Origin of the sequence: Mesorhizobium sp. LNJC405B00, from assembly GCF_000502615.1 — a bacterium.
Taxonomy (GTDB): domain Bacteria; phylum Pseudomonadota; class Alphaproteobacteria; order Rhizobiales; family Rhizobiaceae; genus Mesorhizobium.
Genome location: NZ_AYWC01000001.1, coordinates 547,275 through 573,216 on the forward strand (window position 1 = coordinate 547,275; position 25,942 = coordinate 573,216).

Annotated in this window: 24 protein-coding genes; 13 read left to right on the forward strand and 11 right to left on the reverse strand. The window is 64.7% G+C overall.

The features are described 5' to 3' along the window. Positions 1 to 46: 46 nt before the first annotated feature. From X756_RS162485 to X756_RS162455, 7 genes are all read left to right on the forward strand, one after another. Entirely contained in the window at positions 47 to 829 is a 783-nt protein-coding gene (locus X756_RS162485; RefSeq protein ID WP_023728497.1) for an SDR family oxidoreductase, read from the forward strand. Next, a complete protein-coding gene (locus X756_RS162480; protein ID WP_023728498.1) occupies positions 826 to 2,358 on the forward strand; it encodes a mannitol dehydrogenase family protein in 1,533 nt (510 codons plus the stop codon). The genes X756_RS162485 and X756_RS162480 overlap by 4 nt, the downstream gene beginning before the upstream one ends. A 21-nt stretch (positions 2,359 to 2,379) precedes the next feature. After that, entirely contained in the window at positions 2,380 to 3,285 is a 906-nt protein-coding gene (locus tag X756_RS162475) for a sugar phosphate isomerase/epimerase (RefSeq protein ID WP_023728499.1), read from the forward strand. Between the two features lie 163 nt (positions 3,286 to 3,448). Continuing rightward, positions 3,449 to 4,483, forward strand: a complete 1,035-nt coding sequence (locus X756_RS162470) for an ABC transporter substrate-binding protein (protein WP_023704174.1) — start codon at positions 3,449 to 3,451, stop codon at positions 4,481 to 4,483. Positions 4,484 to 4,762: 279 nt separating this feature from the next. Continuing rightward, positions 4,763 to 6,313, forward strand: coding sequence for a sugar ABC transporter ATP-binding protein (locus X756_RS162465; RefSeq protein ID WP_023728501.1), 1,551 nt, complete (start codon positions 4,763 to 4,765; stop codon positions 6,311 to 6,313). Next, positions 6,310 to 7,281, forward strand: a complete 972-nt coding sequence (locus tag X756_RS162460) for an ABC transporter permease (protein WP_023728502.1) — start codon at positions 6,310 to 6,312, stop codon at positions 7,279 to 7,281. Before X756_RS162465 ends, X756_RS162460 begins: the two co-directional genes overlap by 4 nt. A 262-nt stretch (positions 7,282 to 7,543) precedes the next feature. Next, positions 7,544 to 8,524, forward strand: a complete 981-nt coding sequence (locus X756_RS162455) for an ABC transporter permease (RefSeq protein WP_023728503.1) — start codon at positions 7,544 to 7,546, stop codon at positions 8,522 to 8,524. A 289-nt stretch (positions 8,525 to 8,813) separates the two neighbouring features. On the opposite strand, the gene X756_RS162450 is transcribed toward X756_RS162455, so the two are convergent. Together X756_RS162450 and X756_RS01000000165110 are read right to left on the reverse strand one after the other, a co-directional pair. Further along, entirely contained in the window at positions 8,814 to 9,254 is a 441-nt protein-coding gene (locus X756_RS162450; RefSeq protein WP_023686526.1) for a hypothetical protein, read from the reverse strand. A gap of 160 nt (positions 9,255 to 9,414) precedes the next feature. After that, the gene (locus X756_RS01000000165110) at positions 9,415 to 10,407 is read right to left on the reverse strand and encodes a hypothetical protein (protein ID WP_023728504.1); all 993 of its coding nucleotides are present in this window, start codon (positions 10,405 to 10,407) and stop codon (positions 9,415 to 9,417) included. A gap of 198 nt (positions 10,408 to 10,605) precedes the next feature. Between X756_RS01000000165110 and X756_RS1000000169245 the strand changes: the two genes are divergently transcribed. Then, positions 10,606 to 11,274 (forward strand): hypothetical protein, encoded by a 669-nt coding sequence (locus X756_RS1000000169245; RefSeq protein ID WP_031237741.1) that lies wholly within the window; start codon positions 10,606 to 10,608, stop codon positions 11,272 to 11,274. A gap of 13 nt (positions 11,275 to 11,287) precedes the next feature. Continuing rightward, the gene (locus X756_RS162440; protein ID WP_023728505.1) at positions 11,288 to 12,499 is read left to right on the forward strand and encodes a cytochrome P450; all 1,212 of its coding nucleotides are present in this window, start codon (positions 11,288 to 11,290) and stop codon (positions 12,497 to 12,499) included. Here X756_RS162440 and X756_RS162435 read toward each other — a convergent pair. The 4 genes from X756_RS162435 to X756_RS162420 all read right to left on the reverse strand — a co-directional run bounded on the left by X756_RS162435 (position 12,483) and on the right by X756_RS162420 (position 15,971). Next, positions 12,483 to 13,397, reverse strand: coding sequence for a glycosyltransferase family 2 protein (locus X756_RS162435; RefSeq protein ID WP_023691919.1), 915 nt, complete (start codon positions 13,395 to 13,397; stop codon positions 12,483 to 12,485). The genes X756_RS162440 and X756_RS162435 overlap by 17 nt on opposite strands. Further along, positions 13,394 to 14,269: an alpha-1,2-fucosyltransferase gene (locus tag X756_RS162430; protein ID WP_023686531.1), complete on the reverse strand. Its 876-nt coding sequence runs from the start codon at positions 14,267 to 14,269 to the stop codon at positions 13,394 to 13,396. The genes X756_RS162435 and X756_RS162430 overlap by 4 nt, the downstream gene beginning before the upstream one ends. A 105-nt stretch (positions 14,270 to 14,374) precedes the next feature. After that, a complete protein-coding gene (locus X756_RS162425; protein WP_023691921.1) occupies positions 14,375 to 14,734 on the reverse strand; it encodes a hypothetical protein in 360 nt (119 codons plus the stop codon). A gap of 88 nt (positions 14,735 to 14,822) precedes the next feature. Then, on the reverse strand, positions 14,823 to 15,971 hold the full coding sequence (locus X756_RS162420; protein ID WP_023728506.1) for an amidohydrolase: 1,149 nt from the start codon (positions 15,969 to 15,971) through the stop codon (positions 14,823 to 14,825). A gap of 278 nt (positions 15,972 to 16,249) precedes the next feature. Between X756_RS162420 and X756_RS162410 the strand changes: the two genes are divergently transcribed. The 3 genes from X756_RS162410 to X756_RS1000000170510 all read left to right on the forward strand — a co-directional run bounded on the left by X756_RS162410 (position 16,250) and on the right by X756_RS1000000170510 (position 17,904). After that, the gene (locus tag X756_RS162410; RefSeq protein WP_023728507.1) at positions 16,250 to 17,245 is read left to right on the forward strand and encodes a GlxA family transcriptional regulator; all 996 of its coding nucleotides are present in this window, start codon (positions 16,250 to 16,252) and stop codon (positions 17,243 to 17,245) included. Positions 17,246 to 17,313: 68 nt separating this feature from the next. Further along, entirely contained in the window at positions 17,314 to 17,595 is a 282-nt protein-coding gene (locus tag X756_RS162405) for a type II toxin-antitoxin system ParD family antitoxin (RefSeq protein WP_023728508.1), read from the forward strand. A 168-nt stretch (positions 17,596 to 17,763) separates the two neighbouring features. Continuing rightward, positions 17,764 to 17,904 (forward strand): hypothetical protein, encoded by a 141-nt coding sequence (locus tag X756_RS1000000170510; protein ID WP_348529814.1) that lies wholly within the window; start codon positions 17,764 to 17,766, stop codon positions 17,902 to 17,904. On the opposite strand, the gene X756_RS162400 is transcribed toward X756_RS1000000170510, so the two are convergent. Genes X756_RS162400 through X756_RS162390 form a run of 3 tightly spaced genes read right to left on the reverse strand, consistent with a single transcriptional unit; the run spans position 17,891 to position 22,399 of the window. After that, complete coding sequence (locus tag X756_RS162400) at positions 17,891 to 19,210, reverse strand: HlyD family type I secretion periplasmic adaptor subunit (RefSeq protein ID WP_023728509.1); 1,320 nt, start codon at positions 19,208 to 19,210, stop codon at positions 17,891 to 17,893. The two genes, X756_RS1000000170510 and X756_RS162400, sit on opposite strands and share 14 nt — an antisense overlap. Before the next feature lie 3 nt (positions 19,211 to 19,213). Next, entirely contained in the window at positions 19,214 to 20,974 is a 1,761-nt protein-coding gene (locus X756_RS162395) for a type I secretion system permease/ATPase (protein ID WP_023728510.1), read from the reverse strand. Continuing rightward, complete coding sequence (locus tag X756_RS162390; protein ID WP_023728511.1) at positions 20,975 to 22,399, reverse strand: family 16 glycosylhydrolase; 1,425 nt, start codon at positions 22,397 to 22,399, stop codon at positions 20,975 to 20,977. Positions 22,400 to 22,815: 416 nt separating this feature from the next. Here X756_RS162390 and X756_RS162385 point away from each other — a divergent pair, with 416 nt between their 5' ends. Beyond that, positions 22,816 to 23,259 carry an SRPBCC family protein gene (locus X756_RS162385; RefSeq protein ID WP_023683102.1) on the forward strand — a complete coding sequence of 148 codons (444 nt, stop codon included), beginning with the start codon at positions 22,816 to 22,818 and terminating at the stop codon, positions 23,257 to 23,259. A 70-nt stretch (positions 23,260 to 23,329) separates the two neighbouring features. On the opposite strand, the gene X756_RS162380 is transcribed toward X756_RS162385, so the two are convergent. After that, positions 23,330 to 24,295: a hypothetical protein gene (locus tag X756_RS162380; RefSeq protein ID WP_023728512.1), complete on the reverse strand. Its 966-nt coding sequence runs from the start codon at positions 24,293 to 24,295 to the stop codon at positions 23,330 to 23,332. Positions 24,296 to 24,423: 128 nt separating this feature from the next. After that, complete coding sequence (locus X756_RS162375; protein ID WP_023728513.1) at positions 24,424 to 25,926, reverse strand: ATP-binding protein; 1,503 nt, start codon at positions 25,924 to 25,926, stop codon at positions 24,424 to 24,426. Positions 25,927 to 25,942 lie beyond the last annotated feature (16 nt).

The window sequence follows — 25,942 nt, forward strand, 5'->3', positions numbered from 1 at the left end:
CCGTTCCATATTTCTCAAAATAGAAACTTTATTCCCGGGAGGAGGAATGGAGATCCGGCTTGACGGCAAGGTGGCTCTGGTCACCGGGTCGACGCAAGGCATTGGCCGCGCCATTGCCGAGACGCTGGCGCGTTCCGGTGCCGCCGGGCTGTTGGTCACCGGGCGCGAGAGGGCGCGTGGCGAGGCCGTGGCGGCCGAGCTTTCGCAATTGGGCACGCCGACCATCTTCGTCGCCGCCGACCTTGCCGATCCTGACGCCCCCACCCTTCTGGCGCAGGCCTGCATCGAGCGCTTCGGCCGCATCGATGCGCTGGTCAACGCCGCCGGCCTGACCGATCGCGCCTCTTTCCTCGACGCCAGCCTCGACGACTGGGCGTCACTGTTTGCCGTCAATGCGCGCGCGCCGTTCTTCCTGATGCAGGCGGCGATTGCCGACATGAAGCAGCGCGGCCAAGGTGGCGCCATTCTCAACATTCTGTCGATCAACGCCCATTGCGGCTCGCCGGAGCTTGCCGTCTATTCCGCCACCAAGGGCGCGCTGGCGACGCTGACCAAGAACGCCGCCAACGCCCACCGTTTCGATCGCATCCGCGTCAACGGCATCAATGTCGGCTGGACCGACACGCCGGCCGAACGCATCATGCAGGCGGAGACTTTGGGCAACGGCCCTGGCTGGCTCGACAAGGCCAATGCCGCGCAGCCTTTCGGCCGGCTGCTGACGCCGGACGACATCGCCAGCCTCGCCGTCTTCCTGCTCTCCGATGCCGCCGGACCGATGACCGGCGCGGTCATCGACCAGGAACAGGCGGTGATCGGGGCGAACCGGTGAGCGCCATAGAGCCGCTCGGCCCGGCGCTGCTCGATCGCTTGCCGGCTTCGGTCCAGACACCGTCCTACGACCGCACGATGCTGGCGCCCGGCATGGCGCATCTCGGCGTCGGCGCCTTCCATCGCTGCCATCAGGCCGAATACACCGACGATCTCATCTCGCTGCGCTTCGACCGCTGGGGCATCGTCGGCATCAACATCCGTCCGCCCCGCCTTGCCGACACGCTGGGACGGCAGGGCGGGCTCTACACAAGGCTGATCCGCGAGAACAGCCACATCGAGGCGCGCGTCATCGGCAGCATCGTCCGGGTGGTCGACAGCCAGGAGAGTGCCGCACCGGCGCTGGGTGTGCTGATCTCACCGGATATCGAGTTGGTGACGATGACGGTGACCGAAAAAGGCTATTGCCACGTCCCGTCCAGCGGCGAACTCGACCTTGGCCATCCCGACATCGTCCACGACCTCGCCAGCCCCGAGACGCCACGCAGCATCCCCGGCCTGTTGGTGCGGGCGCTGGAGCAGCGCAGGGCCACACATGAGCGACCCATAACGTTTCTCTCCTGTGACAACATTCCGACCAACGGTACTATCCTGAACAATGTCGTGCGGACGTTTGCCGAACGGCGGAGCAAAGGGCTGGCCCGCTGGATAGAGGCCAATGTCGCCTTCCCCGCGGCCATGGTCGACCGCATCGCGCCGGCGGTGACGCAAGATGACCTCGATAGTGTCGAACAATGGTTCGGCTACCACGATGCCGCCGTCGCTGTCGGTGAGCCGTTCCGGCAGTGGGTGATCGAGGAAAAATTCGCCGGCCGCATGCCGCGCTGGGATCTGGTCGGCGCCACCTTCGTCGACGACGTCACGCCGTTTGAGCATCTCAAGATGCGGGTGCTGAATGGCGCCCAGACGGCACTCGCCACGCTCGGCGTTCTAGCTGGTCTCGAGCACACATCGGATGCCATGGCCGACCCGCTGCTGTCGGACTTCATCCGGCGCATGCTGGTCGAGGAGACGCTGCCGACGCTGATGCCGGTGCCGGGCGTCCTGCCCCTTGCCTATGTCGAGCAGAGCCTTGCCCGGCTGAAGAACACCGCGATCCGCCACCGCAACCACCAGGTCGCCACCGACGGTTCGCAGAAGATCGTCCAGCGCCTGCTCAACCCGATCCGCGACCGGCTGAGCCAGGGCCAAAGCATCGGGCTGCTGTCGGTGCCGGTCGCCGGCTGGATGGCCTATCTGATCCAGGCCTCGGGACGTTTCGGCAGACGCTGGCCGGTGTCGGACCCCTATGCCGGCAAGGTCGCCGGAATCGCCGACGCGACCGGTCACGATGCCAGCGCGCTGGTGTCCGCCATCCTTGCCATCGACGGGATATTCGGCCCCGGCCTTGCCGCCGACGATACGTTCCGCGCAGCCGTGATATCGGCGCTGGGCGACCTGCTGTCGGACGATCCGATGGCGGCTGTCCGGCACAGTCTCGAACAAGATGAGGTCGCGAGGTTGAAGCGATCCAAACAATCGGCATTATAGTCGTCGGTCTAGGGAGGCAGAATGAAACTTGGAGTGCTTACAGCACCGTTTGCGGAGACGCCGCTTGGCGAGGTCGCCGACTGGGCGCACTCGGCCGGCTTCGAGGCGCTGGAAATCGCCTGCTGTCCGAAGACATCCGGCGCGACGCGACGCTATGCCGGCACCAGCCATATCGATGCCGCATCCACCTCGCCCGCGCAGGCCAAGGAGATCGTCGCTTCGCTGACGGAGAAGAAGCTGACGGTTTCCGGCCTCGGCTACTATCCCAACCCGTTGCATCCGGACCCTGCCCATCGCGAGGCCGTCATCGGCCATCTGAAGAAGGTCATCGTGCTGGCCGCCAATATGGGCGTGCCGGTGGTCAACACCTTCTGCGGTGGCGATGCCTCGAAGACCGTCGACGTCAACTGGCAGGACGCGCTGAAAGTCTGGCCCGAGACCGTCGCCTATGCGCGCGGCCACGGGGTAAAACTCGCCTTCGAGAACTGCCCGATGATCTTCAGTTATGACGAGTGGCCGGGCGGGCACAACATCGCCTATTCGCCCTACATCTGGCGGCGCATCCTCGAGGCCTGGGGCGGCGAGGTCGGCATGAATTTCGACCCCTCGCATCTGGTCTGGCAGATGATCGACCAGGGCCGCTTCATCAAGGAGTTCGGCCCCTACATGCTGCATGTCCACGCCAAGGATTTGATGATCGATCATGATGGTTTGTATGAGCGCGGGATTCTTTCCGCCGGGATACGCTGGCAGGTGCCGCGCATGCCGGGATTGGGCGATGTCGACTGGAGCGGCTTCTTCTCCGGCCTCTACCGCGCCGGCTACGACGGCTCGGTCATCATCGAACATGAGGACAGGCGGTTTGAAGGCAACGACGNCCGGCCTCTACCGCGCCGGCTACGACGGCTCGGTCATCATCGAACATGAGGACAGGCGGTTTGAAGGCAACGACGATGCGGTGAAGCGGGGCTTCCTGCTCGCCCGCGACGTGCTGCGCCCCTTCGTCAAATGACGAGGTGAATGACTTGGTCTGAACCTGCCGAAGGGTCTGACCCTGAGACGAAAAACAACAATGTGGAGGAGTACTGACATGAAGAAAATACTGACCATGGTCCCGTTGCTTGCGGGCGCTGCCTTGCTGGCATCGATGGGCGTGTCGTCGGCCGAAGCCAAATATACGATCGGCATTTCCAACACCGTGCAGGGCAATGGCTGGCGCGAGGAAATGGTCTGCGCCATGAAGGCGCAGGCGCTGGCTTCGGGCGAAGTGACGAAGCTCAACATCGCCCACCGCAACACCGATGCCGCCGGCCAGCTCGAAGACATCCGCAATCTGATCAGCGCCAAGGTCGACGCCATCGTCGTCAACCCCGCTGATCCCGCCGGCATCAAGGCGGGCCTGGAAGAAGCCACCAAGGCCGGCATCGTCGTCGTTGCCGTCGACCAGGCGGTGACCGAACCGTCGGCCTACATCATCTCCAACAACCAGGAACAGTATGCCTATCTCGGCGCCAAATGGCTGTTCCAGCAGATGGGCGGCAAGGGCGAAGTGTTCTACATGCGCGGTGCCGCCGGCGCCTCGGCCGATAGCGATCGCGACAAAGGCTTCAAGAAGGCGCTGGCCGAAAACCCCGGCGTGAAGGTGGCGCAGGAAGTCTTCACCGGCTGGCAGCAGGATCAGGCCAAGCAGCAGATGCTGTCGTTCCTGGCCACCGGCACGCCGTTCAACGGCGTGTGGACGTCGGGCATCGACAACGTCATCGTCGACGCGCTGGTCGAATCGCAGGCGCCGCTGGTGCCGGTGGTCGGCGCCGACAATGCCGGCTTCGTCGGCCAGCTGAGCTCGGTGAAAGGTCTCGTCGGTGCAGCCGTCACCAACCCCGGCTCGATCGGCGGCGCGGGCGTGACGCTGGCGCTGCAGATCCTCGACGGCAAGAAGCCGGCGCAGCAGACCGTGCTGGTCGACCCGCAGCTGTGGGACAACGCCACCGACGAAGGCAAGGCCAAGCTGAAGGCAGCCGCCGACCCGTCGCTCAGCCCGGAATGGCCGGTCTCGATCTCGATCCCGGAGTGGACGACCTACACGAAGGAGCAGATCGTGGCCTGCAAGGGGCCGGGGGAGTAAGCCTGGTTTGAATGAACTGGCGAGGACGGCGAACGGCCGTCCTCGCCACACAGACTAGCGCTCTACGGCGCCCCCCTCTGTCCTGCCGGACATCTCCCCCACAGGTGGGGAGATTGGCTGTCATCTCGGCTTTCGCTAATTTTCTACGTCGCAAGACGAGGGGCGGCGCCGGAACTGCCAATCTCTCCCCTTGTGGGGGAGATGTCCGGCAGGACAGAGGGGGGCGCCGTAGAGCGCCGACATTAGTTTCTGGAACCATCAATTTTGACAACAAACCATTTGACCACCAGCCCCCTCCTCGACGCCACCGGCGTCGCCAAGAACTACGGTGCGGTTGCAGCACTTCGCAACGCGTCGCTCTCCGTGCTGCCGGGCGAGGTCCACGCGCTGATGGGCGCCAACGGCGCCGGCAAGTCGACGCTGGTGAAGATCCTCACCGGCGCCATTCCCGCCAATGCCGGCCGCATCCTGATCCGCGGCGAAGCGCGCGACATTCGCTCGCCCGCCGCCGCGCGCCGCGCCGGGCTGCTGCCGGTCTACCAGGAGCCGTCGCTAATCCCCGATCTCGACGTTCTCTCCAATCTCAGGCTCACCGGCACGCCGGTCGAGCCGTTCCGCGCCTGGGTGCGCGAGCTCGGCATTACCGACCTCGATCTGCGCGACACCGCGCGCGACATTCCGCTGGCCGTGCTGCGCGTGCTCGACCTCGCGCGGGCGCTCGCCGTCGAGCCCGACGTGCTGCTGCTTGACGAGATGACGGCGGCCCTGCCCGCCAACCTCGCCGAAAAAGTGCTGGAAGTGGTGCGCCGCCAGGGCGATGCCGGCCGCGCCGTGATCTTCATCTCGCACCGCTTCGTCGAAATCTCGGCACTGTGCGACCGCGCTACCGTGCTGCGCGATGGCGAGACCGTCGGCGTCGTCGACGTCGTGCCGGGCGTGGAAGAAAAGATCGTCGAGCTGATGCTCGGCACCCGCATCGTCAAAACCCATGTCGCGGCCCGCAGTGCCGCCGAGAAGGCCGCGCCCGCAGCTGCCCGGCCGCGCATCTCCGTGCGCAATCTCCGCGTCGGTGCCAAGCTCAGTGACGTCTCCTTCGATCTTGCCGACGGCGAAGTCGCTGGCGTCGTCGCGCTCGAAGGCCAGGGCCAGGACGAGTTGTTCGCCGCCCTTGCCGGCTCGATCCGGCCCTCCGGCGGCACGATCGAAGTCGATGGCCAGCCAGTGAAATTCGCCCACCCGATCGACGCCATCCGCGCCGGCCTAGCCTATGTGCCGGGCGACCGCTCCGAGGCGCTCGCCATGCAGCGCTCGGTGCGCGAAAACATCGCGCTGCCTTTCAGCGCTGCCTTGCGCAACTGGGGGCCGATCAACATGCGCCGCGAGCGCGCGACCGTGCTCAGCGCCATCGAGCGGCTGCAGATCGACACCCGGGCGCAAGGCGAAGTGCAGCGCCTGTCGGGCGGCAACCAGCAGAAGGTGACCATCGCCCGCTGGATCGCGGCGGATGCCCGCACCATCCTGTGCTTCGACCCGACGCGCGGCATCGATGTCGGCACCAAGCAGGAGATCTACAAACTGCTGCGCGAGCTCGCCGGCAACGGCAAGTCGGTGCTGTTCTACACCTCGGAACTGGAAGAGGTGCAGCGCGTCTGCGACCGCGTCATTGTCATCTTCGGCGGCCGCCTGGTCGACATTTTTCCGGTCGAGGAGGCCGACGAGCCGGCGCTGATGCGCGCCGCCTACGGCCTGCCGCGCGGCGCCAAGGCCGACATCGGCATATTGGCCGATCCCACGGCCGACGCTTCGGCTTCGACGGAGCCAACGCCATGAGCCATTTCCTGCGCCGCCAGGGTTGGGTTGTCGGCCTCTTCGCCCTGCTCATGGTCCTGTTCATCGCCACCAGGATCATCCAGCCGGCCTATGGCAGCAATGATTTCGGCTCGCTCGCCCGCGCCGTTCTGCCCTATGCCTTCGCAGTCGCCGCGCAGACGGTGGTCGTCATCGCCGGCGGCATCGATCTGTCGGTCGCCGCCATGATGGCGCTGACCAGCGTCACCGCGGCGGCGATGATGAATGGCGCGAGCGAGGAATACGCGCTGTTCGTGGTGCCCTTCGTGCTGGCCATGGGTTTCGTGCTCGGCGCACTCAACGGCCTGCTCATCGTCGTCACCCGCGTGCCCGACATTGTCGTGACGCTGGCCATGCTGTTCGTGCTGCAGGGTGCAGCCCTGCTGGTACTCGAAGCGCCAGGCGGCGGCATCGCCGAATGGCTGAAGGCGCTGATCTCTGGCACCGTACCGATCCCCGGCCTGCCCGACGCCATAGACGCCTGGCTGCCCAAGGCGCTGCTGGTGCTGATCGTGTGCCTCTGCGTCATCTGGATACCACTGAGGCGCTCGCGCCTCGGCCTCTCCATCTACGCCATCGGCTCTAGCGAACTGGCGGCGTTCCGCTCCGGCGTGCCGGTCAAGCGCACTCGCATCATCGCCTATGCGCTGTCCGGCCTGTTCGCCGCCTTTGGCGGCCTGGCGCTGACCATGAGCACCGGCATCGGCGCCCCCATCCCCGGCCCCTATCTGCTCGCCAGCGTCGCCGCCGTGGTGCTGGGCGGCGTCGCGCTCGGCGGCGGCAAGGGCGGCCTGCTCGGCCCGATCGTCGCCGTCTTCGTGTTGCGCCTGGTGCGCACGGATTTGACGCTGCTTGCCATCGACCCGAATGTCACCGCCATCATCGAGGGGCTGATCATGGTGGCGGTGGTGATGTTCGGCGCGTTTATCACGATGCGGGGGCGGCAATGATGGGTGTGCTGTCGCAGAGAGACGTCGGCGTTCCTTCGCGCCCCCCTCTGTCCTGCCGGACATCTCCCCCACAAGGGGGGAGATTGGATGTCGCGACGACCTTCGCCAATCTCCAACCTTGCACGAATGAGCGAGGCGCTGAAGCTGCCAATCTCCCCACAAGTGGGGGAGATGGCCGGCAGGCCAGAGGGGGGCGCCGTAGAGCACTGTCCTCGCCAACTTGCCGCACCTTGCAAACCTCATCGCGAGCAAGAGCCGCCCCATGAGCACCACGGCCATCACCCCGGTCCCCTTCGGCCGCCGCATAAAGCGCTTCATGGCCGATCGCCCGCTCATCCCGCTGATCGTCCTGCTCGCCATCCTGGTTATAATCCTGCAGATCCTGCGCCCCGGCATCGTCAACGAGCGCTGGATCGCCAACACTATTAAATTCGCCATACCGCTGGCGATCCTGGCGGGATGCCAGACCATGACCATGCTGACCGGCGGCATCGACCTGTCGGTCGGCACGGTGGCAACGATGAGCGCCTTCATCATGGCGACGCAAGTGGTCAACCAGGACCCGGCGGTGGCGTTCCTCCTGGCGATGATGCCGGCGGTGCTGATCGGCCTCGTTAACGGCATCGGCGTCGGTGTCTTCCGCGTCCACCCGCTGATCATGACGCTGGGCACCAGCCTGATCGGCACCGGCTGCCTGCAGGTCTACCAGCGCACGGTGATCGCGTCGGGCGCAAAAATCCCCGACTTCCTGGCTTGGCTCGGCACCGGCGTGACATGGGGCTTCCCCAACGCGCTGCTTTTGTTCGTGCCGCTCGCCGCCCTCATCGTCTTCACGCTCGCCCGCACCGGCTTCGGCCGCCTGCTCTACGCCGTCGGCGACAATGAGCGCGCGACCCGCCTGTCGGGCGTGCAATACTGGCAGGTCATCACCGCGCTCTACGTCACCTCTAGCGTGCTCGCCGGCATCACCGGCCTGCTCTATATCGGCCTGATCAAGGCGCCGTCGCTGTCGCTCGCCGAACCGCTGGTGCTGCCCTCGGTCGCCGCCGCCGTCATCGGCGGCACCTCCATCTTCGGCGGCCGCGGCGGCTACACCGGCACCATCATCGGCGCCCTGATCCTGACCGTGCTGACAACACTGCTGACCATCCTGCAGATGCCGGAGGGGGCACGGCGGATCTTGTTCGGGCTGATCGTGCTGTTCGTGACGGCGGCATATTTGCGGATTGTGGAGGAGCGGTAGGGGCCGAGGCCAGCGCCAGCCCTCACTCCCTCTCGGCTTCGCCGAGCCCCCTCTACCCCCACGTCCGTGGGGAGAGGAAATGCCAAGCTTTTTGGCGTGGAGGAACCCAAGCTTTTCGAGAGAGAGGGACACCCAAACTTTTGAAGGCCGCGACCTCGGAGATTAGCGTTTCCTCTTCCCCCACGGATGTGGGGGAGAGGTGGCTCGGCGAAGCCGAGACGGAGTGGGGGAGCACCCTATGCGGTTGCCACCATCCTGGGCGACCTTGCCCACCCAGACGCAACGCCCCTTACTTCAACGAAATCGCCATCCCGCTCAGATCCGCATTCACCTGCAGGCCCACCTGCCGGCCGGTAAGCTCGAGCTGGGCGCCCTTGTCGTTGGTCATGACGATCACCTGCGCGCCCTTGCCGAGCGCGCCGCCACCACCCGCCGCGCCGTAAACCCCGGTCGCATCGCGAACCCTTCTGATATGCCGCACGGTGCCCCGGAAATAGGTCTTGGAAACGCCGAAGGCGAAGCCGCCCGAAACGCCGCCGATCGTGATGGGATAGGAGCGGCCGTGGAAGGTCAGCGTCCCCTCGCCGCCGGAACCGCCGACGAAGAAGGCCGCCTTGTAGACGGCAAAGCGGATCGTGCCGCTATCGGCATGCGCGGCGCTGGCAGCGCTGACGGACACAGTTGTGATGGCCGCAACCGCGAGCGAACGAAAGCTGGACGAGATGGTCATGGTGGGAGCTCCTCAAGTGCGCCGCTCACCCAACCGGCAGGGCTCGTCGGCGTCGTAACCAACTTGAACAATCTAGCCCGTGATTTGGTTCCAGGCAGGCTGTGACAAGATCCGACGAAACGTGACGTGGTGTACTTTCGGGTTGCGGAGGAGGCGGCGGCTATTTCCTCTTCCTGAGCACTTTTCGCAGCGTTAACTTCAACCGCCTCATCTGGTAATGGCGCCGCAACTTGGCCAGCGCCGACTGGTGGGCGGTGTCGATTGCAGCCAGCGAGTCCGCCTCGGTAGCCTGCGGCAGCGCGAGCAGCGCGTCGGCCTGAAGATCGGCAAAGGGCTTGGGGTCATAGATGGCGAACGGCGTCGGCGGGTCGCTGAGCACGGTGGGGTTGCTGTTGATCTCGAACACTACAAGCCTGCCGTCCACGAAAGTGTAGTCGATGCGGCCATACTGCATGCGGGCTTTTTCGAAGACCTGCATGACCGCATTGGCGTCAGGATTCGTATCGATATAGGTCCTGATTTCTTCGATATGCGCCGGCAGCAATTGCTCGGGCGAATTCTTGACGAACCACGATTTCGACATGGCGCAATGCTGGCCGTAGATCGTATCGCCGACCCGAAACGCCGCGTACTTCCTGAAATAACCGTCCATTCCGGGGGTGCCGATCATCTCCACCACCATCGGCCGCGCCAGATCGCTACCGTCCAGCCGGGCGATCGCGGCGTCCAGCGCCGGCCGGTCGTGCAGCAGCGGCGGCTCCCTGTAGAGTGCGCCCGTCTCGTCGCGGATGAAAACGGGATAGCGTATCGCCTCTTCCAGCTCGTCCGGCCTGAACACACGAAAAGCGTTGCTGCCGTCGGCATGAAGCAGGCGCAGCAGGTCGAAGCGCTGCAGGCTGGCGGTCGGGTGATTGAGCTGCGTCAGGCCGGTGTTGTCAGCCAGTTCGGCGCTGATGCCGGCCGCGCGGCTCAATTCGTCCGATGTCAGCCGGTCCATGTCGGACCAGATGACCACCCCGGCGCGAACGCCGCGCAGCAGCCCGGCATCCTCGTAGCGCACCAGCCGGAACCACGCCTCCAGGTCAGTCCGGTGATACAGAAGCACCACCGCCTGCGTGTAGGCGTGCTCCCGGTGCGCGACGTAAAATATCATGCGTTTCCGTTGTCCGTATGTAATTGCAAAGGGGAACCATGATAATTAGACAGGCTTGTGAAAGCCGTGAAATGGTTCTCGATCCGGCATCCGTCAAACAGGAGATAGAACAGGTTGACGTTTCCGTGAAGCTGCAAACCGCATTGGCAAGAAACTGCCATGCGCCATCAACGCGTTAGAAGTCGAGGCAGCCGACACATGAATTTAGACGATGTTGCGATACCCGTCCGCCGGTTAGACCTGGAAGACATCCCTTTGCTGATGGAGCTTGAGGCTGCCGCCTGGGCCGCACCGCTGCAGGCGAGCGAAACGACCATCCGCCACCGGCTGGCACTCGGACACACCATGTTCGGCGCGATCGATGGCGATCTGCTTGCTGGCACCATCTGCTTTACCGAGACCAGCCAGGATCCGCTGGTGCGCGCCGATTTCCCCAGGAATTTCGATGCCTATGCATCGCTGCCGCGCAGCGAGCCGGTTTACGCACTTTACGCCTACAATCTCTGCGTCCGGCCGAGCCATCGCGGCTCCAACACGGCGGTGCGGCTCTTGAAGGAGATGGAGAGCCACGGCCGCCGCCTGGGCGCCAGCTGGCTGATCGGCGATGGCCGCTGCTCGTCCTATGCCGGCTCCTCGGGCGAAGAGTATGATCATGTCAAGGCCGATGCGCGGTTCCGCGCCACCATCGACCGCTGGAACCAGACCGGCACAAGACCGCCGCTGGAAGAGATCATCCGCGATCCGCTGCTGCGCATGCACTACCGCGTCTACGGATGCGAGTTCCTCTACGTCATGCCGGACTTCTTCCCGCAGGACGCCACGTCAGGCGGCTTCAGGGTCATTTCAGCCAAGAATCTCAAGGCATGAGATTCGAGCCGTCATGACAGCTCCGCATTTCGATCCGTTCGCGCTCGGCGACGACCCGTTTCCGCATTTCGCCCGCATGCGCGCCGCCGGCGGCATTGCGCGCGGCGTCGCGCCCTATCCCGAACTGGCCGACGCGCATTATGTGTTCAGCCATGAGCTGGTGTCGGGCGCGCTGAAGCATCCCGCTCTTGTTCAGGCGCCGCCGGGTACATATGAAGAGGTCCGCCGCAAGCTCGTCGACCATGCGCCCATGGCTCTGCTCAGCCGCTCGGTGCTGCTTGCCGATCCGCCTCAGCATGGCGCCTTGCGCCGGCCGGTCGCTGGCTTTTTCTCACGGCCGGCCATCGAAGCGCTGACGCAAGGTCTTCGCGCGCTGAGCCACGAGCTGGTCGAGCGTGCGCTGGCGGATGGCCGCGTCGACGCCGTCGCCGGGCTCGCCGTGCCGGTGTCCTTCTGGCTGCTGCAGGAAATCCTCGGCATCGAGATCGAGGACCCTTGGGCGTTGAAATCGGTGACCCGCCGCATGGCCAGCGCATTCGACCTGCGAAGAGCGCAGCCGCCGGCAGCAAGCGCCGAGGCCTATCGCGAATGCCAGGCTTTTGTCGAGGAGCGGCTGGCTCGACAGGCCTACCGGCCGGACGGAATGGTTGCCGGCATGGTGCGGGAGGTTGCGCAAGGCCGCTGGTCGCGCGAGGACATGGTGGCCAACATCGTCTTCATGCTGTTTGCCGGACAGGAGACTGTCGTCGACGCTCTCGGCAACGCAATTGTTGCGCTGGATCGCTTTCCCGAACAGCGCGCGCTGCTCGAGCGCGGCGCTGTCGACTGGAGCAGCGCGGCGGCCGAACTGCTGCGCTATGGCGCCTCGGTGCAATACGCCGTCGCCCGCATCGCGGCGCAGGACATCGACCTCGGCGACGTCAGGATTGCGGCTGGCGAAGCGGTCGTGCCGGTGCTCGGCAGCGGCAATCGCGACGATGCCGTCTTCGCCGATGGCGACCGGCTGGACCTCACGCGCCCGCCAGCCATGTCGATGACCTTCGGCACCGGCCTGCATGTCTGCCTCGGGCAGCATGTCGCCCGTATCGAGATCGCGGCGATGATAGAAGCCCTGTTCACCCGTGCGCCCGGATGGCGGCTCGATGCCGCAAATGCCGAGCGCCGCGCCTCGATGTCGTTTCACGGCATGGCTACCGCGCCGCTGATCCTCAACCCCGCTGCGTGAAAAGCGGCCGCGTCTGGGGGATGACCGCCGGGTCGAGCGACCTGACGATTTCCGAAACCTTTGCCCGCAAGGCGCCCACCGTCGCATCGTCGAGCGGATCGAGAATATCGTTCTGATCTCTCGATACCCGGTACTCGTCCAGCGACGGCGCCTCGCTCGACGGCGTGAAGCCGCCGCCGCGGGCATGCTTGTCGGCCAGTTCCTGCCTCGATTTCACGGCATAGTGGCGGATCCAGCCGATCTTCCATTCCATCGGCATGGCCGCCGGGTGCTTGTCGAGCGTCATGCCGTCGACCAGCGTCCTGCGCAGCGAGATGCGGAAACCGTGCGGGTGCGGCATGAACTGCCCGGGATCCCGCAGCGCCTTGCGCAGCACCGAGGACACGCGGGCAAACGACTTCTTCCAGCGCGCGGTCGGGGCGTCATGCGTGCCGCGCCTTTGAAACCGCACCGTCACCAGTTCGTCGTCATAGGCCTCTTTGCCGTCGCTGCCGAAATTCACCCAGCGAAAGGCGACGCTGCGCACGCCCGGGCGGCTCAAAAGCGAGCGGACCAGTTCGGCTCCGCTCCAGGGCGGCGCGTCGAGCGGCTCGAGGAACTCGTCGGCGTCCATGAAGCCCAGATAGCGATAGCCGTGGAGCAATGCCTGCCAGTAAAGATAGGAATAGGCCCGCCGCTGCGGCAGCACCGTGTCGTGTCGCCAGTCGACCAGCCGGATCCAGCCGGCATCGCGCAACGCCTGGAGCACCGCCGTCTGCGGTCCGGCGCTGCAGTTGTCGGCGATCATCAGGTCGAAGCCATGCAGCTTGTGCCAGGCGACCCACTCGATCACATAGGGCTGCTCCAGCTTCATGATCGCGCAGATCACCGGCCTGTTGACGGAAAACGGAATTCTCATCGCAACGCTTTCCCCGCGCCACCCGCTGCTGCTTGAGGCTCGACCTGCCGGAACGGGATCGCATCGCCATAAAATGCCGCAAGCTGCTCCGAAGAGCCCGTCCAGTCGCCCATGTCGAACTGGTGGAACCGATAGCGTGGGTCGTCAAGGGGCAGCAGGTCGATATCCGGCCTGATGCACCGGTCGAATATGCCGGCCACCGGCAGATGGATCGTCCGCGCCGAAGACAACCAACCGGCCAGCCAGGAGAAGCTGCTCACCCCCGTGACGAGATGGCTCGCCCGGCGCAGCGTCTCGAAATCGGTCAATGGCGACGCCTTCGGCGCGAAGACAGCATCGGGAAAACGCTGACGCAGGCGCCGGCAATAATCGTTGTCGTCATGGGTCTGGCCGACGAAGACCGGCTTGCGGCCGCTATCCTTGATGAGCGTCTCGAAGAAGCCGAATGGCATCGGGCAATAGTTGCGGTGGAAGCCGTCGAGGATGTCGCCGGCCCGCACATGGATGACGAGAAAATCGTCGCCATGGGTCGGCGCGGCGACGGCACGCCCGTCGAACAGCCCGGAGACCTCGTCCCGGTCATAATAACCCAGCCGCTGCGCGAAGCCCTTGAAGCGGATGCTCCGCGCCCGCCTGTCGCGGAACGCGGCTATGATCCCGTCGAGGTCGTAGCGGTGATAGCCGTCGACCCGAAGCAGCCGGTATTTCCACAACAAAGGCGGCCGCACCCTGGCAATGGACCATTCCGGCAGGTCGGCGTCGCAGACATAGCCACCGGGGATACGCTTCGCCAGCACATGGCAAAACATGTACTGGAACATCTTGTTCGCCATGCCGCCAAACGGCTGCATCACGATGGGCACTTGCCGCATTGGACCCCTTTCGCCAAAGACGGTCATTGTTACCCGAGCTGCGCGGGCCGGTCGACTGGCCTCTGACGCCAAGGGCGCATCATGATCGCCGCCGGCAAGCCACCCTCAGGGGTAATGCGTCGGCTTTGGCGCGTAGATCTTTGGATCGAAGTCCAGATCCCTCGGCAAGGGCAGGCTTGAGCACTGCAAATGCACCTCGCGTGCGAGCAGCCTTCGCTGCTTCTGCTCGTTCTCCTTGATGGCCGCCACGAGGCCCATGCTGTAGGGCCCCAGCACGACGCCGGCGGCCCATCCCGGATGCTCCTTCTCGCGCGCGTCGTAATTCATGGCATCGGTGCGGGCCTGCTGGCATTCCGGCGTCGCCCATTTCGGGTCTTGGGTCGAGAGCGAGGCTCCATACTGGACCGGAGACGATACGCACCCTGCCACTGTCGCAGTCAACGCGACGACCATTGCAATTCTCATCCGCAAGCCCCTCCTAATGTAGGAGGCGACTACAAGACGATTCCAGCGGGAAAAAGGCAGCTCCAGGATGCGGATTTTGCAGGGCCGCTCACCCCAGCAGGTTGCGCGCCGTGCGCATGAAGATCTTCGAACCGATCGGGATCAGATCGTCGGGAAAATCATAATCGGGATTGTGCAATGACGGGGTGCGCTCGCCCGCGCCGAGGAAGAACATCGCCGACCTCGCCTTGTGGCCGAAGATGCCAAAATCTTCCGAAGCGCGCATCGGCAAGGCTTCCTCGCTGCGCGCGACGCCCTCTTCGTCCAGCGCGCGGTTGAGATGTTCCACCGCGTCTGGAGCGTTGACGCTGGCGACGAAGATCTCGTGATAGTCGCAGCGCACGGAAAGGTGGTGCTCGGCCGCGATCCTGGTGGCCAACGCTTCCGCCGCCGCGACCAGTTCCGCCATGCGCTCGTCGCGCCTTGTACGCAGCGTCGCCCACACCTCGGCGTAGCCGGGCGCGATGCCGAACACGGCCTCGCCCATCGTCGCATGGGTGACGGTGACCATGCTGAAATCATCGTCGGCAAAGGTGCCGCGCCCCAGTGCCGGAAGCGTCGGCATCAGCTGGCTGATCGCCGGCATCGGCGACACGCCGGTTTCGGGCATGGAGGAATGCGCGGTCTTGCCCTCCAGCACGATGCGGATGCCGCGCGAGGCGCAGTTGACCACGCCGGGCTTGAGCCGCACCTCGCCGAACGGCACGCCCGGCAGATTGTGCAGCGAGAAGGCGAAGTCCGGCGCGATCTCGCCAAAGCGTGGATCGGCGACGACGCCGGCCGCACCATTGCCGGTCTCCTCCGCCGGCTGGAACATCAAGACGACGCGGCCGCGGGCCGGCCGCTCACGCCCGAGCTGGCGGCCAAGTGCGGCGAGGATCGCGGTGTGGCCGTCATGGCCGCACATATGCGATTTTCCCGGCACCTGCGAGGCATGCTCGACGCCCGAAAGCTCCTCGATAGGCAGCGCATCGATCTCCGAGCGGAACAGCACCGTCGGTCCCGCCTGGCCGCTGTCATAGACCGCCGCCACGCCATGACCGCCGAGGCCGGTCAGCACCTTGTCCGGCGCTGTATCGGCGAGGAAGCTGACGACTTCCTTGGCGGTCTGTTCTTCCTCGTTGGAGATTTCCGGGTTTTGGTGCAGCTTGCGGCGCCATGCCGTCAGCTCGATGATATCGCGATTGGTGAGGGTCATGGCTTGGGCTCCGCTTTGGTGCTGCAGGTTACACAAACACGATAGGGTTTTTCTCACGCCGTGCCATGCTGATCAATTCCACTGGTCCATCTGCCTGTCTTGTGTGAGCGTAGATGACGACATCCCATGACCACCACACAACCCAGAGAATTTCCAGCTCCGCACTGAGGCCGTCGATCTCATCTCCGACATCCGGTGGCTTCTCCTGAAAAGCGCCGCGTGCTCGCCTGTGCGACATCTTTGCTTCCATCCACCCGAAGGAACGTTTCGGAGCAACAATGGCCAGGCGGTTTGCGTTTCTCTTGGTTCGCGACTTCACGCTGTCGCCGCTGTCGCTGTTCATCGACACGCTGCGGCTGGCCGGCGATGAAGGCGACCGCAGCCGCCGGATCGAGTTCGACTGGGAGATCGTCGGCGAGCGTGGCCTGCCGATCCGGGCGAGTTGCGGTGTCGAGTTGCTGCCGACCAAGGCGATCGGCAATCCGCAGGAGTTCGACAATGTCGTCGTGGTCGGTGGCCTGCTCGACACCAACCGCAGCCTCAGCTCCGAAAAGGAGGCCTTCCTGTTGCGGGCGGCCGAAAAGGGCGTGCCGCTGACGGCACTCTGCACCGGCAGCTTCGTGCTCGCGCGCTACGGTCTGCTCGATGGCTACAGTGCTGCCGTCAGCTGGTTTCACATCAAGGATTTCCGCAGCCAATTCCCTGATGTGAACGCCCATGCCGACAGCCTGTTTTCCGTCGATAGGGGCCGCTCGACCTGCGCCGGAGGCACGGGTGCGGCCGACCTTGCCGGCCATTTCGTGTCGCAGTTCATCGGCCGCAAGGCTGCGGAAAAAGCCGCCAAGATCCTCGTGCTCGACCGCATCCGCTCGAGCCTGGATGTGCAGCCCGTCGGCGATCTCTTTCCGGCCGCGTCGAGCCGAGCGGTGAAACGGGCGCTGCTTCTGATGGAAAGCAATCTCCAGGAGACGCTGTCGGTCGCCGAGATCGCGGGCCGGTTGCATTTATCCCGGCGCCAGCTTGAGCGGCTGTTCGGCGCCGAGCTCGGCATCGGCCCGATGGCCGCCTATCTTGCGCTGCGCGTACATCAGGCCAAGTCGCTGCTGGAGGGGAGCGACTTGGCAATCGGCGACATCGCCTACCGCTGCGGTTTTCCCAATGCCGGCCATTTCAGCCGTGTCTTCCGCCATCAGACCGGTATCACGCCGACCCATCTCAGGCATCCGAACCGAATGTCCGGTGTCTTTGCCGACGGCAAGGGGAGCGGTCCCTAAGCCTATATTGGGGCGTGCGATCTCGCCGTTGGTATGATAATATCATACCAACCTGATAGGAGGGATCCATGTCCGCCACCGAAAAACGCACCTTCAGCCTGCCGGCCGAGCAGGCTGCTTTCATCGACCAGCTCGTTCGGTCCGGCACATACGCGACCAGCAGCGAAGTGATCCGCGCCGGTCTTCGCGCATTGCAGGAACGCGACGCCGCGGTGGAGCGCTGGCTGCGTGAGGAGGTCACGCCGACCTATGATAGGTGGAAGGCAGACCCCTCCCAGGCCATCCCGGCCGACAAGTCTTTTGACAGCATCCGCGCACATCACGCAGCTCGCCTCAAGGGGAACGTGTGAAGCGCCGGCATGTTGTCCGTTGCCGGAAGCCCAGACGGACCTGTTATGGATATACGATACGGTCGCTCACGCATCCGGCAACCTCACCGCCCTTCGCTACATCGAGCGGATCGAGCGATTTTGCCTGGGTCTCGACTATCCTCGGAACGCGGAACCCTAAGGGATGATGTGCGGCCGGGGCTTCGCATCGTTGGCTTCGAGCGCCGCCTGACTGTGGCCTTCACCGTAGAAGGCGACCAGGTGGTGATTCTCAGGGTGTTCTACGGCGGCGTCGCCTGGGAGGACGAGTTGGCGCCTATCGCTCCGTGAACGCCCGCGCGAACGAGTCCAGCATCGGCCGCGCCAGATATTCGAGGAAGGTTCGGTCGCCGGTGCTGATAAACGCCTCGACCGGCGTTCCCGGGTAAAGCTGCTCGGCTTTCACGCCCTGCGGCAGCGTGTCGGTGATCTCCAGCCTGGCGCGGAAATACGCCTCATGCGTGGTTTCATCGATCAGCCGGTCGGCGGAAATTTGCGTCACCGTAGCCGGGACCTCAGGGGTGAGGCGCGCGTTCAGGGCGGACAGCCTGAGCTTCGCCGGCTGGCCGACGCGAACCAGGTCCACGTCTTTCGGCCGCAGCTTCGCGTCGACGATGAGGCCCGACGCGGTCGGCAGGATCTCCATGATCTTCTGCCCCGGCGCAATCACGCTGCCTTTGGAGTTGTAGATCGAGGATACCACGATGCCGGCTGCCGGCGCCTTGATCGTCGTGCGCCCCAGCACCGCCTCGGCTGCGGTGATCTGTTCGCCGATGTCGGCCAGGCTGGTGCGAACCTCGTCGAGCTTGGTCAGCGCGTCCTCGACGCGCTGCGTGGTCGCGCGCTCGACCTGCGCCTGGGCTTCGACGATCTGCGTCTTGGTCGCTGCGATATCCGCCTCCAGCGCGGCGGCCTGGCCGACCAGATCGGCCTCGCTGCGCAGAAGCTGCGAATATTCGCTGCGGTTGGTGAGACCCTTGTCGAGCAGGCCGGTCTTGATGCCGAGTTCCTTCTTCACGATCTCGGCCTGTTGCTGGATGGCGAGTTTCTGCGCCTCCAGTCCCAGCGCCGACTCACGATGCATGGCGACGCGCTGCGCCAGGATCGACTGCTCGGAGCGGAACCGGGCGAGCCTGGCCTCGAACTCCTTCTGCTGTTCGTGCACCAGATTGTCGAAATCGCGCTGGAACGGCGCGGGTGCTGCTTCGGCGATCGGCGCCAGCCTGTCCGATCCGTCGCGCTCGGCCTCAAGTCGCGCGGCACTTGCCCTGAGCGCGATCGTCTGTCTGGTCAGCCGGTTGAGGTCGGTCTCGGCCGCCCTGCGGTCGAGCAGGACCAGCGGTTCGCCTTGTTGCACGCGGTCGCCTTCATGCACCAGCAACTGCTCGATGATGCCGCCCTCGGGGTGCTGGATGAGGATGTTGCCGCCCGTCGCCGAGATCGTGCCGGAGGTGATCACCGCGCCGGAGAGCGGCGCGTTCGCCGCCCAATAGCCGAAGCAGCCGACGAAGAGCGCTATGGCCACGTAGCCGACGACGGCCATGCGGCGGAAGTCGGTGCGCGGTCGACCTTCGAAGGCGAGGCTCTGCTGCATCATCGTCTATGACCCGAAGCGGACGCTGTGCGGGCGCACGGTCGGCACGAACGAGCCTGTCACCACCGCGCTCCCGGCCTTGCCGGCCGCCGGTTGCCTCAGCACCTCGCTCGCAGGGCCGAAAGCTTCGACCATGCCGTTGCGCAGGACCATGACGCGGTCGCAGGCCGCGGCGATCGAAGGGCGATGCGTGATGACGACTGTCGTGACGCTTACACTTCGCGCGGCCGAAAGCATCCCTTCGAGCGCCGCCTCCCCACTGCCGTCGAGATGGGCGTTGGGCTCGTCCAGCACCAGCATGCGTGGCTTGCCGTAGAAGGCGCGCGCCAGCCCTATCCGCTGGCGCTCGCCGCCCGACAGCACGGTATGCGACGGGCCTATCACGGTCTGATAGCCGTCGCGCAGCGTGAGAATCAGCTCATGCGCCTCGGCGCGCCTGGCCGCTTCGACGATCGCGGCGTCATCGGCGTCGGGTTCAAAGCGGGCGACATTTTGCGCGATCGATCCCGGGAAAAGCTCCACCTCCTGCGCGAGATAGCCGATATGCCTGCCAAGCTGGGTTTCGTCCCAGCTCCTCAGGTCGGCGCCGTCGACCCTGACCGCGCCGCCGGTCGGCTGCAGCGCGCCCACAAGCAATTTCGCCAGCGTCGATTTGCCGGCCCCGCTCGGGCCGACGATCGCCACCGCTTCGCCGGCGCCGATGGCAAAATTCAACCGCTTGAGGATGGGCTCCGTGCCGAAAGCCGCAGTCGGCGCGATGAAGAACAGATCCTGCACCGAAATCGCGCCCAATGGATCGGGCAGTGCGAGCTTGCGCCCCTGCGCTGGTTGCGCCGCAAGGGCGGTGTCCAGCCGCTTCCAGCATCGCTTGGCGTCGACGATCTGCCGCCAGGATCCGATCAGCTGGTCGAGCGGCTGCAGCGCGCGCGACGACACCAGCGACGAAGCGAAGATCATGCCGGCGGTCATCTGCCCTTGTAGCACCAGCCACGCGCCGGCGCCGAGGATCGCCAGTTGCAGCATCATGCGCAGCGCCCGCGACGTCGCGCTGAAGATCGCATTGGCGCTTCCGGAACGGTCATGCAGGGTCAGCGCCTCAGCAACGTGCTGTCCCCAGACCGCGGCGGCATTTTGCACCATGCCCATGGCGCGCAGCGTGTCGGTGTTGCGGGCGAAGGCCTGCTCCGCCTGGCTGGCCACCGCCGAGCGTTCCGCCGACATGGCATCGTTCCTGCCGATGGCAAGCTGGTTGGCCACGACCAAGAGAAACAGCAGCACGGCGCCGGCGAGCGTCAGCCAGAACAGGACGGGATGGATGAAATAGAGCAAGGCCAGGAAGACGGGCGCAAACGGCAGGTCGAACAACACCGCCACGCCGCGCGACCTGATGAAGGCGCAAGTCGTGGCAAGGTCGTTCAGCGGCGACAGCCCGCTGCCGGCATGTCTGGCGCCAAGCGAGGCGGCGAATGTCCGCGCGCCCAGTTTCTGGTCGACGGTGGCCGCAACACGTTGCGCGTAGATGGCGCGGACCGCGTCCAGCAGGCCGAGGAAGGCGAGCGCGAGGACCGCCATGGCCGAGAGATAAAGCAGCGTCTCGACGCTGGAGGACGGCAACACCCGGTCATAGACCTGCAGCAGATAGAGCGGGATCACCAGGAGCAGGATGTTGATCAGCAACGAAAAGATGCCGATGTCGGCGATGCCACGCAGGAAGACCGGGCGCAGGCCGATGGCCGCATCGCTGATTGGCGCGCGGTCTCGCGACATCTAGACCGCGTGCTCGCCTGTCGTGCTCAGATGGCTCTGCTGCAAATCGTTCAGCGTATAGGCGTGGATATAGTCGATCTTCATTTGCGCGGGCGTCGCCAGATGGTCGGGCGGCGCGCCGGCTTGACCGCCGACCGCAAGGTCGACCAGCATATACATGGGCTTGTTCATATCGGACGGCGTCGCCGCTTCCGCGACCTGGACGCCATCATAGGTCCAGACCAGCTTGTCCGGCGTCCACAACAGGCCATAGGTGTGATAGCCGTCCGTGTTGGAGACATTCACCGTCGACCCGACCGTGGTGTGGGTTCCCGTCTCATTTGTGTGCGCGGTCATGAGAAGCGCATTCGGGTTCTGCCCATACATTTCGATCACGTCGAGTTCCGGGGGCCATGAACCGTCTTCGGGCAGAAGCCAGAAGGCCGGCCACGCGCCGGCATTTTCCGGGAGATCGGCCCGCATTTCGAAATAGCCATAGGTCTGCGAGAAGGTGTCGTGCGTCGTCAGTATGCCGGAAGTGTATTCGTAATTGTTGATCAGCGGCTTGATGTCGTCGGGCGCATGCGCCGCGGTTATGGTGAGCACGCCGCTTGCGACGCTGAACGGATGGACCGAGCTGGTCGGCGCATAATTGGCGTCGATATACCATTGCAGCTCGCCGTTCTGGGGCTGCGAGCTGCCGTTCTGCGCCCCCCACCAGAAATTGGAATCCCAGATGCCGCTCTGGCCGTTCCACAGGCTCAGCGTGTTGAAATCGTCGTTGAAGGACAGCGTCATGCCGGTCTTGTCGATCGGCAGCTCGAACTGGCCGGGCTGAAACTTGTCGATCGTGGTGTTGTGGAACACCAGCACCTCGCTCGAGCCGAGGTTCAGCTGCACGTTCGATCCCACCTGGACCATATTGGCGTGGACGGCCTCGAACGAGGTGAAGGCATAGCCGTTAAGGCGCACCGTGTCGGTCGCGCCGAAATCGGAGATAAGGTCGCTGCCATTGCCCTTGGTGATGATAAAGGTGTCGGCGCCGGCGCCGCCGATCAGCACGTCATTGCCCTTGCCGCCGTCCAGCGTCTGGCTGCCAGCGCCGCCCGTTATGATGTTGTCCTGAGCATTGCCGAAGGCATAGTGGCCGTCGCCGGTGACGACGAGGTTCTCGAAATTGGCGGGCAGCTTGTAGCTCATCCAGGTATCGATCGTGTCGACGCCCGCGCCGTAGTTCTCGACCGCTTTGTTGATCGTCGAATAGAGATGGTAATAGTCGTCGCCCGCGCCGCCATACATGGTGACCTTGACGTTGGTGTCGCCCCAGAAGGAATCGTTGCCCGAGGTGCCGTAGCGGTAAGGCGCGCCTCCAGTCGCCGAGAACCAATGGGTGGAAGCGCCGGTATAGGGAAGTGGAATGCCTTTGGCGTTGAGGACTGTGGTCATTCCGACACTCCTTGCGCGTGCTGCCTTGGTCGTTCGACAACCTTCGAGCGACCATTTCGGATCAACTCTTAAATTGATCCGTCGTTCCAGGGAATCATTCTATAGTACACCAAGGAGATCGTCGCCCATCATTTAATAGATAATGCCAAAGGCGTTAAGCTGATCCTAATACAACTTTGTAGGAGAGACTTACAATTTTAATAAATTGTGAGATCCGCGCCGAAAGGTTAGGCAACCTGTCAATGATTCATGCAATTTGACGCGACACGACCGCCTGCCTGAGGCGGCGACTCGAAGTCGCGGGCGGATGGCTGCCGGCAAAGGGCTCAAGAAAATTTGACAGGCTATGTCGGACCGGGTGAGGTTCACCCGTCCTTGGGGCATCGAACAACGAAACCACAAAGGATACCGAAGAGATGCCAAGCACCGTACGTTTGCACCGCGTTCTGACGACCAGCCCGGAGAAGGTCTACCGCGCATTCACAGAAGCCGACGCGCTGGCGAAATGGCTTCCGCCGAACGGCTTCACTTGCACCGTGCACAGCTTCGACGCGAAAGTCGGTGGCGCCTTCAAGATGTCGTTCCGAAACTTCACGACGGGCGGCAGCCATTCCTTCGGCGGCGAATATCTCGAACTCGTTCCCGGCGAGCGCCTGCGCTACACCGACAGGTTCGACGACCCCAATTTGCCCGGCCAGATCGAAGTGACCGTGCTCCTGAAGAAAGTGTCGGTCGGCACGGAACTCGACATCACGCAGGCCGGCATTCCGGACGTTATTCCGGCCGAAGCCTGCTATCTCGGCTGGCAGGAGTCGCTGCGCAATCTGGCAAAGCTCGTCGAACCCGAGATCAATCAGTAGAGCCCATCGGATCGGCGGCGCCGCCCAGCCAGTCCGCGCCGCCGACAATGCCGAGCCGAGGACTCATCCCTCACGGCCCGGTGCAGATCGGCAACGGTTGTGGCGGCGGTGGCGGGTTGTCCTTGGCGTATTGCGCGATGATCGGCTCAAGGCTCTTTCGCGGCCAGAATTTCGGCTTGCCGATCTCCTTCAGGCAGGACGCATTCCAATAGGCGCCCGATTTACCAACGGCGGTGATGTCGCGCGATTCCGGGTAGATATAGAGCGTCGTCGGATTGCCCTTCACCATCGAAATGATCTGGTCGGCGTCGGACGGCGACCAGCTGGTGCAGCCATTGCTGCGGCCGCCGGCATAATCCACCAGCTTGCCGTATGGCACGAAGCCGTCATGGTCGGCATAGGAGCTGTTCGGGTTCTTGTGCAGGCACATGCCGCGCAACAGCCGCGCCGCGTGGCCACCGATCACCCGCTGCCTGGCATTCGCCGTCTCCCCCTCACCGTCGAACTGGATGAAGGTGCGCAGCAGCGCCTGGTCCTTTTTTGCGCCGATGCGGTAAAAACCCTTGAATGAGGTCTTTGCCTCGCCGGTCATATAGGCGCCACCGGTCGTCAAGGACGAGTCCAGGGCATTGCCGAAGTTTTTCGCGCAGCGTTTGCCGTTGGAGAAATCGACCACGCCTTTCAAATTGCGGCCGCCGCCATGGCCCGACGAGATCGCCCTGAACGACTGCTTGGCCTCGCAAATGACGTAGTAGCGCCGCCCTAGCACGCCATTGCCGAGATCGCCGGGGCGCGTCGCATCCATGGCGAAATAGCAGCCATTGTGGACCGCGCCTTGCGCGACCTTTTTCAGGTAAAGCGCGCGCGCCCGCTCCAGCACCACTTGCGAAATCTCGCCGTCGTCATTGCCGACGTGGGCCTGCAGCCAGGCCGGTATATCGGAGGACGCGGCAAAAGACCGGGCAGACATCGTCAAGGCGATGCCGGCGACGGCGAGGAGGCCAAAGACAAAGACAGCCAGAGATTTCAACCGCACCGGACAACCCTCCCGCCCGAACCGTTCTGCGATTCTCGGAAACCCATCATAAATCGTCGCGCGCCGATCGGCGAAACACATCTTGTTCAGAACCGCGCAAGCAAGTCAGGTAGCTGCCTGTTCGCCTTTCAGAGCGCCAGGCTGCCCTGTTCCGCCTCCGCGGCATTGGGGTCGCCCGGCGCCGTCGCCCAGGCGAGCTCGACCAGCGTCACCGTGCGGCGGCCGGTGCCGTCGAGCTGGCAGACGATGAGGCCCTGCTCCTCGATATAGGTGAGCAGCCGCCGGGCGCGGCGCAGCGAATGCGAGCCGTAGGCGCGCGCGATCGCCGCGTCGCTCGGGCACGGCCAGCCCTCCTTGGCGGCGCGGGCGATCATCATGAACACGCCCTGCATGTCCTCGGGCAGCAGCGAGGCGCGCACGGAAACGTCCTGCCAGGCGTCATCGCCTGCCATGTCGGCGCCGAGCCCGGCGCGGGCACGCGTCAGCATGCGACGGAATTCTGAGAGGTCCGGCACCACCGAAGCGAGGCCTTCGATGCGGCAGCGGACGACGAACTCCTGATAAAGCACGCCGATGACGCGGAAACCCGCATCGGGCTGCGCCAGGATGGCGCGCAGGACACGGTCCACCCGCTCTCGCCGCTCGGCCATATCCTCGGCGCTTACCGCCGGTTCCGCAGGTTCCGGGCGGATCTCCATCGCCGCAGACTTCGCCGCCATCAGCTGGTCGAGCAAATCGGGCGACGCCATCCGGCGCGGCGCGCGCATCGTCTCGGGCGGCGGCGCTGCCAGGATGATGGCCCGTGCGTCCTCGAGCGCTGTTTCCGGCATTGCCATCAGCCGCGGCGTACCGTTGCGCGGGCTGGTCTCGGTCTGGCCGATGCGCACGCCGAGCGGGCGGCGCGACAGCGCTGGGCCCAACGCCATGAAGTGCCCGCGCTCCAGGTCTCGAAACGCCTCGGCCTGACGCCGTTCCATGCCCAGAAGGTCGGCGGCGCGCGCCATGTCGATATCGAGGAAGGTACGGCCCATGAGGAAATTGGACGCCTCCGCCGCGACATTCTTGGCGAGCTTTGCCAGCCGCTGCGTGGCGATGATGCCGGCAAGGCCGCGCTTGCGGCCGCGGCACATCAAATTGGTCATGGCGCCGAGCGAGAGCTTTCGCGCCTCGTCGGACACTTCGCCGGCCACGGCGGGCGCGAACAGCTGCGCTTCGTCGACCACCACCAGCATCGGATACCAATGCTCGCGGGCAACCTCGAACAACCCGCCGAGAAAGGCAGCGGCGCGCCGCATCTGGTTCTCGGCATCGAGCCCTTCGAGATTGAGCACCGTGGAGACGCGGTGGATGCGCGCCCGCTCGCCGGCTGCTTGCAGGCCACGCTCCGTATGCTCCTCGGCATCGATGACCAGATGGCCGTAATGGTCGCCCAGCGAGACGAAATCGCCTTCCGGGTCGATGATGGTCTGCTGCACCCAGGGCGCGCTCTGCTCCAGGAGCCGGCGCAAAAGGTGCGATTTGCCGGAGCCGGAATTGCCTTGCACCAGAAGCCGGGTCGCCAGCAGCTCCTCAAGGTCGAGCGCCGCCGGCGCACCCGCCGTCGTCTGTCCCATCTCGATGGCTACGGTCATGTCACGACTCTCCTTG